The sequence below is a fragment of the Blastococcus sp. SYSU D00813 genome (assembly GCF_054050735.1).
Genome location: NZ_JBJGZX010000064.1, coordinates 1 through 11,688, shown reverse-complemented (window position 1 = coordinate 11,688; position 11,688 = coordinate 1). Strand labels below are relative to the sequence as shown.

At 75.8% G+C, this 11,688-nt stretch carries 11 protein-coding genes; 6 read left to right on the top strand and 5 right to left on the bottom strand.

What is annotated here, in order from left to right:
• Window positions 1-85: 85 nt before the first annotated feature.
• The 5 genes from ACI8AX_RS23235 to ACI8AX_RS23215 all read right to left on the bottom strand — a co-directional run bounded on the left by ACI8AX_RS23235 (window position 86) and on the right by ACI8AX_RS23215 (window position 5,008).
• Window positions 86-1,060 carry an NAD-dependent epimerase/dehydratase family protein gene (locus ACI8AX_RS23235; protein ID WP_456552244.1) on the bottom strand — a complete coding sequence of 325 codons (975 nt, stop codon included), beginning with the start codon at window positions 1,058-1,060 and terminating at the stop codon, window positions 86-88.
• Window positions 1,061-1,143: 83 nt separating this feature from the next.
• On the bottom strand, window positions 1,144-1,641 hold the full coding sequence (locus ACI8AX_RS23230; RefSeq protein WP_456552243.1) for a DUF5994 family protein: 498 nt from the start codon (window positions 1,639-1,641) through the stop codon (window positions 1,144-1,146).
• Between the two features lie 235 nt (window positions 1,642-1,876).
• Window positions 1,877-3,766 (bottom strand): translational GTPase TypA, encoded by a 1,890-nt coding sequence (typA, locus tag ACI8AX_RS23225; protein ID WP_456552242.1) that lies wholly within the window; start codon window positions 3,764-3,766, stop codon window positions 1,877-1,879.
• Between the two features lie 200 nt (window positions 3,767-3,966).
• Window positions 3,967-4,311 carry a hypothetical protein gene (locus tag ACI8AX_RS23220; RefSeq protein ID WP_456552241.1) on the bottom strand — a complete coding sequence of 115 codons (345 nt, stop codon included), beginning with the start codon at window positions 4,309-4,311 and terminating at the stop codon, window positions 3,967-3,969.
• 133 nt (window positions 4,312-4,444) lie between these two features.
• Window positions 4,445-5,008 carry a YceI family protein gene (locus ACI8AX_RS23215; RefSeq protein ID WP_456552240.1) on the bottom strand — a complete coding sequence of 188 codons (564 nt, stop codon included), beginning with the start codon at window positions 5,006-5,008 and terminating at the stop codon, window positions 4,445-4,447.
• Window positions 5,009-5,094: 86 nt separating this feature from the next.
• Between ACI8AX_RS23215 and ACI8AX_RS23210 the strand changes: the two genes are divergently transcribed.
• From ACI8AX_RS23210 to ACI8AX_RS23185, 6 genes are all read left to right on the top strand, one after another.
• The gene (locus tag ACI8AX_RS23210) at window positions 5,095-5,586 is read left to right on the top strand and encodes a MarR family winged helix-turn-helix transcriptional regulator (RefSeq protein WP_456552239.1); all 492 of its coding nucleotides are present in this window, start codon (window positions 5,095-5,097) and stop codon (window positions 5,584-5,586) included.
• Window positions 5,587-5,628: 42 nt separating this feature from the next.
• Window positions 5,629-6,150, top strand: coding sequence for a hypothetical protein (locus ACI8AX_RS23205; protein WP_456552238.1), 522 nt, complete (start codon window positions 5,629-5,631; stop codon window positions 6,148-6,150).
• Window positions 6,151-6,234: 84 nt separating this feature from the next.
• Window positions 6,235-7,422 (top strand): sensor histidine kinase, encoded by a 1,188-nt coding sequence (locus ACI8AX_RS23200; RefSeq protein ID WP_456552237.1) that lies wholly within the window; start codon window positions 6,235-6,237, stop codon window positions 7,420-7,422.
• A complete protein-coding gene (locus ACI8AX_RS23195; RefSeq protein WP_456552236.1) occupies window positions 7,419-8,123 on the top strand; it encodes a response regulator in 705 nt (234 codons plus the stop codon). Before ACI8AX_RS23200 ends, ACI8AX_RS23195 begins: the two co-directional genes overlap by 4 nt.
• A gap of 258 nt (window positions 8,124-8,381) precedes the next feature.
• Window positions 8,382-9,134, top strand: coding sequence for an ABC transporter ATP-binding protein (locus tag ACI8AX_RS23190; protein ID WP_456552235.1), 753 nt, complete (start codon window positions 8,382-8,384; stop codon window positions 9,132-9,134).
• Window positions 9,135-9,139: 5 nt separating this feature from the next.
• The gene (locus ACI8AX_RS23185) at window positions 9,140-11,599 is read left to right on the top strand and encodes an ABC transporter permease (protein WP_456552234.1); all 2,460 of its coding nucleotides are present in this window, start codon (window positions 9,140-9,142) and stop codon (window positions 11,597-11,599) included.
• The last annotated feature ends 89 nt before the right edge of the window (window positions 11,600-11,688 follow it).

Below are 11,688 nucleotides of genomic sequence, written 5' to 3'. Positions count from 1 at the left end.
CCCCCCCACCCCCCCACGGCCGCACGCCCCCCCCGGCCCGCCCGCCCCCCCGGGGCCCCCCGGCCGGTCGCGTGAGGAGAGCCGGTCAGCCGTCCAGCACCGCCGCCTCCCGGTCCGGCGTCCAGCCGGGGCGGGGCAGGCCGTGTGGCGGCGGGGGCAGCGGTCCGGCTCCCCGCAGCCACTCCCAGGTGTCGGCGACGGAGTCGCGGACCGGCCGGACCGGCAGGCCGAGTGCCCGGGCGCGGGTGGTGTCGACGTCCCAGGCGGTCACGGCCACCTCGCGGGGCAGCCAGAGGGGCAGGTCCTGCCAGGGCTCGGCACCGGCGGCCAGCAGCCGCTCCTCGGCCACGGGCACCAGCTCCGCGTCGGAGCGGGTCACCTCGTGGCACACGGCGAGGAGCTCCCCGAACGTCGTCATCCCGGCCGGTCCGGTGGCGTTGACCGGGCCGCCCACCCCGCGCTCGGCCATCGCGACCAGCCAGCCGGCGAGGTCGCGGGCGTCGACGAGCGCGATCGGCTGGTCCAGCGCGTCGGGGACCACGACCCGCCCGCCGCGCGCCATCCGCCGCAGCCACCAGCCCAGCCGGTCCACGGTGTCGTGCGGCCCGACGACCAGTCCCGCGCGGGCGGTGAGGAACCGGCCGCCGACGGCGGCGCCGATCTCGCGCTCCGCGTAGGCCTTGACCGGGCCGTACTCGTCGTCGTCGGTCTGCCACACCGGCCCGTCCTCCCCGCGGACCGGGCCCGGCGGCCAGTCCCGGTAGGCGTTGAGGCTGCTGACGAAGGCGTAGCCGGCCACCCCGCCGAGCACGGCCGCGGCGTTGCGGGCCGCCGCCCGGCTCTGGCAGGAGGTGTCGACGACGAGCTCCGGCGCCCAGTCCTCGAGGGCGGCCGGCAGGGCCGCGGGGTCGTCCCGGTCCCCGTGCAGCGCCCGGACGCCGTCGGGCGGCGACCCGGTCACCCCACGGGTGAAGGTGGCCACCTCGTGCCCGCGGTCGAGGGCCGCCGCGACCACGTGCCGGCCGAGGAAGAGGGTGCCGCCGAGGACGAGCAGTCGCATGCCCGACAGCCCAGCGGCACCGCTCCCCCGCCGTCCACCCGGTTCACCGAGGGCGCAACGCGAGCCCTCGCGCGCGAGACGCCCTACACGGCGCGGAGGACCGGCACCTGCGGCAGCGGGGTGGCCCGGGCGGCGGCCATGACCATCTGCGGGGAGCGGGGGAGGCCGCGGCGCGTGCACAGCCGCAGCGCCCGGGCCCCGGTGACCACGTCGGTCTCCGGAGGGACGACGAGCAGGTCGGCGCGCTTGTTGCCGCCGGCCCAGCTGAGGCACACCGCGCCCGGCTCCATGCTGCGGAACCCACCGGTGCGCACCACCCGGCCGCCGACCACCAGCTTGCGCGGAGCGGGCAGCCAGGCGTCGAGGGCGTAGGTGAAGCGCTCGACGTGGACGCCGCGCCGGTCCAGCGCGGCGATCAGCTCGGGCACCTCGACGGCGAGGTCGCGACTGCGCGGGAACCAGGCGCCGTCGAAGCCCTGGTCGCCGTCCCCGGCGTCGTCGCGGATGCTCACCCGGACGTCGATCCCGCCGCGGTGCCCCTCGGACTCGGGCAGCAGTCCCGTGCGGGGGGTCGTCCTCATCAGCGTCGCCAGCCTTCCGTCCGTTGCTCGTGGTGCGGCCCCCGGGACCGGAGTGGTCAGAGGGGCCCGAGACGAACGTAGGAGGCGTGTCGGGCGGCGCCCTGCGCGTCGGGTCCGGGCGCGCCGCCGTCCTCCGGCCTGCCATCACGATTGGTCACGGAACGGTCACGACACAGCTGAGCCCCCTCCCGGCGGGCGGGAGGGGGCTCAGCGTGACGGGCTCAGCGTGACGGGGTCACGGCTTGGGCTTGCGGTTCTTGGACTTACCGCGCTCGTTCTGGTCGAGGATCACCTTGCGGACGCGGACGGCGGCCGGGGTGACCTCGACGCACTCGTCCTCGGCGCAGAACTCCAGCGCCTGCTCCAGGTTCAGGATGCGCGGCGGGATCAGCCGCTCCAGCTCCTCCGCGGTCGAGGACCGCATGTTGGTAAGCTTCTTCTCCTTGGTGATGTTGACGTCCATGTCGTCGGGGCGGGAGTTCTCGCCGACGATCATGCCCTCGTAGACCTCGGTGCCCGGGGCGACCATGAGCGAGCCGCGCTCCTGCAGCGAGAACATCGCGTAGGAGGTCGCCACGCCCTGGCGGTCGGCCACGAGCGAGCCGGTGGGCCGGGCGCGCATGTCGCCCAGCCACGGCTCGTAGCCCTCGAGGTTGTGGTTGAGGACGCCGGTGCCGCGGGTCTCGGTGAGGAACTCGGTGCGGAACCCGATCAGCCCGCGGGACGGGACGATGTACTCCATCCGCGCCCAGCCGGTGTCGTGGTGCACCAGGTTCTCCATGCGCCCGCGGCGGGTGGCCAGCGCCTGGGTGAGCGTGCCGACGTACTCGCCCGGGGTGTCGATGGTGACCCGCTCGACCGGCTCGTGCAGCTTGCCGTCGATCTCCTTGGTGACCACGGTCGGCCGGCCGACGGTGAGCTCGAACTCCTCGCGGCGCAGCTGCTCGACCAGGATCGCCAGCGCCAGCTCGCCGCGGCCCTGCATCTCCCAGGTGTCGGGACGCTCGGTGGGCAGCATGCGCACCGAGACGTTGCCGACCAGCTCCTGGTCCAGGCGGTTCTTGATCAGCCGGGCGGTGAGCTTCTTGCCCGACTTGCCCGAGATCGGCGAGGTGTTGATGCCGATGGTGATCGAGATCGACGGCTCGTCGACGGTCAGCGGCGGCAGGGGGCGCGGGTCGTTCGGGTCGGCGAGGGTGTCGCCGATCATGATGTCCTCGATGCCCGCGATGGCGACCAGGTCGCCGGGGCCGGCGCTGTCGGCCGGGGTGCGGGTGAGGCCCTCGGTGACCAGCAGCTCGGTGATCTTGACGTTCTTGATGCTGCCGTCGGTGCGGCACCAGGCGACCTGCTGGCCGCGCTTCATCTCACCGGAGTGGATGCGCAGCAGCGCGAGCCGGCCGAGGAACGGCGAGGCGTCGAGGTTGGTGACCTGCGCGCGCAGCGGCTCCTCGGCGTCGTAGGACGGCGGCGGGATGGTGTCGAGCAGCGTCTTCACCAGCGGCGCGAGGTCCGGGCTGTCCGGGACGGTGCCGTTCTCGGGCCGGTTGAGCGAGGCCTGACCGGTGCGGCCGTTGCAGTAGACGATCGGGAACTCGAGGGCGTCGGCGTCCGAGCCGTTGTCCTCGAGCAGCTCCATGAACAGCTCGTAGCTCTCGTCGACGACCTCCTCGATGCGGGCGTCGGCGCGGTCGGTCTTGTTGACGGCGAGGATGACCGGCATCCCCTTGGCCAGCGCCTTGCGCAGCACGAAGCGGGTCTGCGGCAGCGGCCCCTCGGAGGCGTCGACGAGCAGGACGACGCCGTCGACCATCGACAGCCCGCGCTCGACCTCACCGCCGAAGTCGGCGTGACCCGGGGTGTCGACGATGTTGACGACCACCGGGTTGCCCTCGTCGTCGGCCAGCCGGATGGCGGTGTTCTTGGCGAGGATGGTGATGCCGCGCTCGCGCTCGAGGTCCATCGAGTCCATCACGCGGTCCTGCGTGGTGTCGGCGTCCGTGCCCTCGCCCTTGGCGCGGCCCAGGGCGCCGGCCTGGCGGAGGAGGGCGTCGACCAGGGTGGTCTTGCCGTGGTCGACGTGGGCGACGATCGCGACGTTGCGCAGGTCGTTGCGGGTGGGCATGCGGAGAGGCACCTCAGGGAGATCGGGGGTCGGCACCCCCGGGCTCTCAGCCACGGGGCACCACAGACACCGGTGATAACAGCCGCCGGCCCGGCGACCTTCCCATGCTAGTCGAACGACCCCCTGTCCCCCTCCGCTCGCGAGCTCGCGGGGGACCCTGCAGGGCGCCGCGTGACCAGTCTCACCGCCGCTGCCCGCGGTCAGGCGGCGTCCCCCCGGTCGGCGACCGCCGCGGTGACCCCGGCCGCGGCGACGGTCACCAGGCCGACGGCCAGCCACGCCGGCAGACCGGCGCCGAGGGCCAGGACGTGCGCGAGGACGAACGCGCCGACGTACAGCCCGCCGAGGCCGAGCGCGACCGCCCAGCCGCGCCGCCGGACCCACAGCGCCGCCGCGGCCACTCCCCCGGCGACGAAGACCGCACCCCCCAGCGCCCGGACGCCAGTCCCCTGCGCGATGCCGAAGCCCGCGGCCAGCCCGGCGGCGACGAGCACGGCGGAGGGGAAGCGGGTGCGGGCGCGGGTGAGCAGCGGCGACGTCGTCATGGCACCCAGTGTCCCCGGACGCACGAGGGCCCCGGACGCGACGACGTCCGGGGCCCTCGGGAAGTGCTGGAGCGGTCCCCTCGCAGGGTCCCGCCGCGAGCTCACGAGTGGCGGGGGGCGAGGGGGTCCTTCCTCAGGCGGTGCGGAGCACGGCCTCGATCTCGAGCTCGACGGTGATCTTGTCGCCGACGACGACGCCGCCGCCGTCCATCGGCATGTCGATGTCGACGCCGTACTCCTTGCGGGAGATCTCGGTCTTGGCGCTGAAGCCGGCGCGGGTGCCGCCGTAGGCGTCGGGGCCGAAGCCGTTGAGCTCCAGCTCCAGGGTGACGGGCTTGGTGATGCCCTTGATGGTCAGGTCGCCGACGATCGACCAGTCGGCGCCGTCGGTGCGGACCTCGGTGGACCGGAAGGTCATCTCGGTGTGGTTGCCCACGTCGAAGAAGTCGGCGGAGCGGATGTGCGCGTCGCGCTGCTCCTGCCGGGTGTCGATCGAGTCCATGTTGATGCGGGCGGTGACCGAGGACTGCGCCGGGTCGGCGGCGGTCACGATCTCACCGGAGAAGTCGCGGAAGTAGCCGCGGACCTTGCTCACCATCATGTGGCGGACGGAGAAGCCCACGGTGGAGTGGGTGGGGTCGATGTCCCAGGTGCCGGCGACGTAGCCGGGGATCTGGACGGCAGCGGACTGGGTCACGGTGGTCTCCAAAGTGGTTGAGCGTTTGACCTTCTGCCCCGAGAGCGTAGTTGAAGGCTTGACTATTCCGCCAGTACCCTCGGGGCATGTCCTCGACGTCGGGATCGCCGGAGCCCTCCCCCGGCGGCACGCGCTGGCTCGACGCGGAGGAGCAGAAGGCCTGGCGCGCCTACCTCTTCAGCTCGATGCTGCTGCACGACCGGCTCGACCGTGAGCTGACCTCCGCCACGGGCATCTCGCACGCCTACTACGAGATCCTCGTCGCCCTCTCCGAGACACCCGGCCGGGCCATGCGGATGAGCGAGCTCGCCGACCGCTGCCTGTCCTCGCGCAGCCGGCTGTCGCACGCGGTCTCCCGCCTCGAGGAGCGCGGCTGGGTGCGCCGGCAGGTGTGCCCCGAGGACGGCCGGGGGCAGCTCGCCGTCCTCACCGACGAGGGGTTCACCGCGCTCGAGGCGGCGGCGCACGTGCACGTCGAGAGCGTGCGCACCCACCTGTTCGACCAGCTCACCCCCGAGCAGGTCGCGTCGATGCGGGACGTCGGCGAGACGCTGCTGCGCCACCTCGGCCCGCGCTAGGCCGCGACCCGCAGGAGCGGCTCCGCGGGCACACTGCGCGCCGTGCCGGCCCGACGACTGCTCCTCGGCTGCGTCCTCGCGTCCCTGGCCGGCTGCACGGCGACCACCGCCGGCACCGCGTCACCGGCCGGGAGCCCGACCGCCGGCGGCACGGCCGGGGTCGTGCTGACCGACGGCGACGCCTGCGGCGAGGTGTTCTTCTGGGCGGCCGGCGGCTCGGGCGACGTCGCGGTCACCGTGTCCACCGACGTCGTCGACCGCGCCACCGACGGACCCACCCGGCTGCGCTACGCCCTGCCGGACCCCCGGGTGGAGGTGCTCGTGCTCACCGGGCACGACCTGACCGCGAACTTCTGCACCGACGCGATCGACGCCGCCGCCGAGCCCACCGCCACCCAGGAGGTCACCGCCGGGACGGTCACCCTCGACCTCGACCCGCCCGGGGAGGAGTGCGGCGAGAGCGACGGCCGGCTGCGGATCGACGGGCTGGTGGCGGCCGACGGCACCCGGTTCGCCCCCGTCGACGTCTCCTCCGGGTCCGTCGGCTGCAACGTGGGCGGCTGAGCCGCGTCGTCCCCCGGCGGGACGGGCGGGTCATCCCGCAGGTGGACGACGCCGGGCCGCCCACTGCCTAGATTCGACGGCGCGATGGACGAACCGATGGAACGCGTGGCCGACCGGCTGCGCCGGCACCCGTTCGCGGTGGACGCCGCGATCGCCGGAGCCGCCTGGTTCTGCCTGGTGCTGCTGCCGGCCGGGATGTTCTGGCCCGGCGGGGACGTCGCGCTGCTCACCGGCACGCTGCTCGTCGCGCCGCTGGCCTGGCGGCGGCGGGCGCCGGTGCCCGCGGCGGCCGTCGTCACCGGCGTCGGGCTGCTGCAGCTGGGGGCCGTCCCGCAGCTGATCCCGGCCGACGTCGCCGCGCTGGTCATGGTGCACGCGCTGGCGGCCTACGCCCCGCGCTGGGCGGCGCGGGCGGGCCTGGCGGTCGGGCTGCTCGGCGCGGTGCTGGCCGCCACCTTCTACTACGCGATCGACTCCCCCGACGCGATGGTCGTGGCCACCGGGACGATCGCCGTCGCCGTCGTGGCGGCCTGGGCCCTGGGCAACCTGCGGCGGGCCCGCCTGCAGCGCGAGGCCGGTCTGGAGGAGCGCGCCCGCCTGCTGGAGACCGAGCGCCAGCAGGAGATGCGGCTGGCCGCCACCGCCGAGCGCGCCCGGATCGCCCGCGAGATGCACGACGTCGTGGCGCACTCCCTGTCGGTGGTCATCGCCCAGGCCGACGGCGGCCGCTACGCCGGGCGCACCGACCCGGAGGCGGCCACCGGCGCGCTCGAGGCGATAGCCGCGACCGGCCGGCAGGCGCTCACCGACATGCGGGCGCTGCTCGGCGTGCTCCGCGAGGGGCCGGGCGAGGAGTACGCGCCGCAGCCGGACGTCGCCGCCGTCCCGGCGCTGGTCGAGGACGTGCGGGCCAGCGGCCTCGACGTCGACCTGCTGGTGGAGGGCAGCCCGCGGCCGCTGCCGGCCGGCCCGCAGCTGGCCGCCTACCGGATCGTGCAGGAGTCGCTGACCAACGTGCTCAAGCACGCGGGCTCCGCCGGGCGGGCCTGGGTGCGGCTGTCGTGGCGGGACGACGGACTGGAGGTCGCGGTGCTCGACGACGGCCGGGGGGCCTCGGCCGCGCTCGCGGACGGCGCGCCCCAGGGTGGCGGCCAGGGCCTGCGCGGGATGGTCGAGCGGGCGCAACTGCACGGCGGCCGGCTGACCGCGGCGCCCCGGTCGGGCGGCGGCTTCGCGGTCCACGCCCTGCTCCCCTACGGTGCCCGGCGATGAGCGCCCCCGCCGAGGGCCGGATCCGCGTCGTCCTCGTCGACGACCAGCAGATGGTGCGCGCGGGCTTCCGCATGGTCATCGACTCCCAGCCCGACCTCACCGTCGTCGGCGAGGCGGGTACCGGCGACGAGGCGGTGCGGCTGCTGGCCCGCACGCCGGCCGACGTCGTCCTCATGGACGTGCGCATGCCGGGCACCGACGGCATCGAGGCGACCCGGCAGGTGACCGCCCGGCCCGACCCGCCCCGGGTGGTCGTGCTGACCACGTTCGACCTCGACGAGTACGTGGTCGCCGCGATCGGCGCCGGGGCCAGCGGCTTCCTGCTCAAGGACGCCCCGCCCGAGGAGATGCTCGCCGCGATCCGCACCGTGCACGCCGGGGACTCGGTGATCGCCGCGTCGTCCACCCGGCGGCTGCTGCAGCACGTGGCGCCGATGCTGCGCGGGGCGACGTCCGCCCCCGCCGTCGCACCCCGGGAGCTGGCCGAGCTGACCCCGCGCGAGCGCGAGGTGCTGGTGCAGATGGCCTACGGCGCCACGAACGCCGAGCTCGCCGCGCACTTCGTGGTCAGCGAGGCCACGGTGAAGACCCACGTCGGGCGGGTGCTGGCCAAGACGGGCTCGCGCGACCGCGTGCAGGCCGTCGTCCTCGCCTTCCGGACCGGCCTGGTGCAGCCGGCCGACCTCCTCCGCGACGCCTGAACCTCCGACCCCTTTCGCCGCGATCATGGGCGAGTTGCCGCCCGCGGCGGCGTGTCCGCCCGTGTCTGCGGCAAGAGGCCCATGATCGCGGCCGGGTCCGACCGGGGGATGACGCGGGCCTCCACCCCCGGGCGCAGGGACGGCGGCGCGAGGATCGCCCGCCGCTCCGACGCGGGACGACGACCTCCCCCGGCAGCGTGGACGACGTCCCGCTCCCCGCGTCGAGAGGCCCCGATCGTGTCCGCTCCCGTCCCCGTGATGACCGTCCCCGGCGAGCCGCCGCCGACCACCGACGCCGTGCGCGCGACCGGCCTGACCCGCACCTACGGCAGCGGCGCCACCGCGGTGCACGCGCTGGCCGGTGTCGACGTCGCCTTCGCCCGCGGCGCCTTCACCGCGATCATGGGCCCCTCCGGGTCGGGCAAGTCCACGCTCATGCACTGCCTGGCCGGGCTGGACGTCCCGACCGGCGGGCAGGTCTTCCTCGGCGACACCGAGCTGACCAGCCTGCGCGACGACCAGCTCACCCGGCTGCGGCGCGAGCGGATCGGCTTCGTCTTCCAGTCGTTCAACCTGCTCCCGGTGCTCGACGCGCGGGAGAACATCCTGCTGCCGATGCAGCTGGCCGGCCGCCGTCCCGACTCCTCGTGGTTCGACGCGGTGGTGGCCCGGCTGGGGCTGCGCGACCGGCTCCGGCACCGGCCCTCGGAGCTGTCCGGCGGCCAGCAGCAGCGCGTCGCCGTCGCCCGGGCGCTGCTCCCCCGGCCCGACGTCGTCTTCGCCGACGAGCCCACCGGCAACCTCGACTCGCGGGCCGGCGCCGAGGTGCTCGACCTGCTGCGCAGCAGCGTGCGGGAGACCGGGCAGACCGTCGTGATGGTCACCCACGACCCGGCCGCGGCCGCGTACGCCGACCGCGTCGTGCTGCTGGCCGACGGTCGCGTCGCCGGCGACATCGCCGCGCCGACCGCCGACACCGTGCTCACCGCGCTGCGCGGGCTGGGGGCCTGAGCACCGTGCTGCCCGTCGTCATGGCCGGCGTGCGCGCGCACGCCGCGCGCCTGGTCGCCTCCACCGTCGCGATCGTCATCGCGGTCGGCTTCGTCGTCGCGACGCTGACCCTCAGCCAGACCACCCGGGACACCGTGCTCGAGGCGGTGGGCGCCCGGTACGTGAGCGCCGACGTCGTGGTCACCACGACCAGCGGCGAGCCGCTGGACGCCGCCGCCGCCGTGGTGGCGGACGTGCCCGGTGTCGCCGCCGTCGACCTCGCGACGTCGACCTCGGTGCAGGCCCTCGTGCCCGGCCGCACCGGCGCCCAGTACCTCCTGGTCGACTCCGTGGCCGCGGACCCGCAGCTGCGCTGGCAGCAGCTGGCCGAGGGCGCGCTGCCCGACCGGACCGGCGAGGTGGCCGTCAGCGAGCGGGTCGGGGCCGGCATCGGCGACGTCCTCACCGTGACCACCTACGGCGACGAGGGCCGCGAGTCGACCTCGCAGGCCACCGTGGTCGGGGTCGTGGACCTCGGCGGCGACCCGTCCGCGGGGCTCAACGGCCGCGCGTTCGTCGTCGGCGACCAGGTGGCGGCGTGGGACGCCCTGGGCCCGAGCGAGGTGCGGGTCGCCGGCACCGACGGCACCGACCCCGGGGCGCTCGCCGCCGACGTGCGGGCCGCGCTGGGCGGCGACGTCGAGGTGCGGACCGGCGAGGAGGCGGCCGTCGCCGAGGCCGAGGCGCTCACCGGCGACGCGCTGGTGCTCACGCTGATGCTGCTGGTCTTCGGCACCGTCGCGCTGCTGGTGGCCGGTCTGGTCATCGCCAACACCTTCGCCGTGCTGCTCGCCCAGCGGACCCGTGAGCTGGCGCTGCTGCGCTGCGTCGGCGCGACCGCCCGGCAGGTGCGCCGCAGCGTGCTCGCCGAGGCCGCGCTGACCGGCGTCGCCGCGTCCGTGCTCGGGGTGGGTGCGGGGATCGGCCTGGCCGCGCTGGTGTCGGCGCTGGTGGGCACCGACTCGCCGATCCCGCTGGCCGGGGTGTCGGTGCCGCTGTCGGCGGTGCTCGGCGGGCTGGCGATCGGCACGGGCACCACGCTGCTGGCCGCCCTGGTGCCCGCCCGCGCCGCGACGCAGGTCGCGCCGCTGGCCGCGCTGCGCCCGCTGGACCCGGCGCCGCTGCGCTCGCGCGGCGGGGTGCTGCGGCTGGTCACGGGCCTGCTGCTGACCGTCCCCGGTGTGGTGCTGATGGGCGCCGGCGTGGCGCTGGGCGAGGTGCTGCTGTCGGTGGCCGGCGGGGCGCTGAGCTTCCTCGGCGTGGTGCTGCTCGCCCAGCGGGCGGTGCCGCCGGTGGTCGCCGCCGCCGGCCGGCTGGTGCGCCGGCGCGGGGTCACCGCCCGGCTGGCCGGCGGCAACGCGACGCGCAACCCGCGCCGCACGGCGGCCACGGCGACCGCGCTGCTCATCGGCGTCACGCTGACCACGGCGATGGTCGTGGGGGCGGCCTCCACCCGGGCCACCGCGCAGGCCGGCCTGGCCGCGCAGTACCCGACCGACGTCGTCGTCACCGGCAACACCGACGAGGGCATGCCGGCCTCGTTGCTCGCCCGGCTGCAGACCGTGGACGGCGTGCGGGCGGCGGCGGCGCTGACCGCCGGCGGCGTCACCGGCCCGGACGGGTACGAGGGCTACACCCTCGGGGTCGACCCGGCGCAGGCCGCGCCGGTGCTGCGGTCGACCGACGACCTGCCGCTCCCGGCCCCGGGCACCGCGGTGCTGCCGTGGTGGACCGTGGAGAGCTGGGGCGTCGAGGACGGCGGCCGGGTGACGATGAGCGGCGGCGACGGCGGCGAGCAGACCTTCACCGTCCGGCTCGGCGACACCGACGTCCCGCTGCTCACCACGGCCGACCTCACCGCCCTCGACCCCGACGCGGTGCTCGACACCTTCTGGGTGCGGATGGCCGACGGTGCCGACGCCGGCACGGTGGTCGACGACGTGACCGACGTCGTGGGCGCCGCGGTGCCCACCGCCGCGGTCACCGGCCTGGCCAGCGAACGGGCGGCGCTGGACCAGGTGCTCGACGTGCTGCTGCTCGTGGTCACCGGGCTGCTCGGGGTGGCGGTGCTCATCGCGCTGATCGGCGTCGGCAACACCCTGGCGCTGTCGGTGGTGGAGCGCCGCCAGGAGAACGGGCTGCTGCGGGCGCTCGGGCTGACCCGCGGGCAGGTGCGCGGCCTGCTGGCGTGGGAGGCGGCGCTGGTGGCCGGGGTCGCGGCGGTGCTCGGGGTGGCGCTGGGCACCGGCTACGGGCTGATCGGCGTGGCCTCGGTGCTCGGCGACCACGGCGAGGTGGTGCTCAGCATGCCGTGGCTGCAGGTGGTCGCGATCGTCGTCGTCGCGACGGTGGCGGGGCTGCTCGCCTCGGTGCTGCCGGCCCGACGCGCCGCCCGCACGCCCCCCGTGGCCGCGCTCGCGAGCTGAGGAGCGGAGGGGGGGGGGGGGGGGGGGGGGGGGGGGGGGGGGGGGGGGGGGGGGGGGGGGGGGGGGGGGGGGCGGGGGGTGCGCGGGGG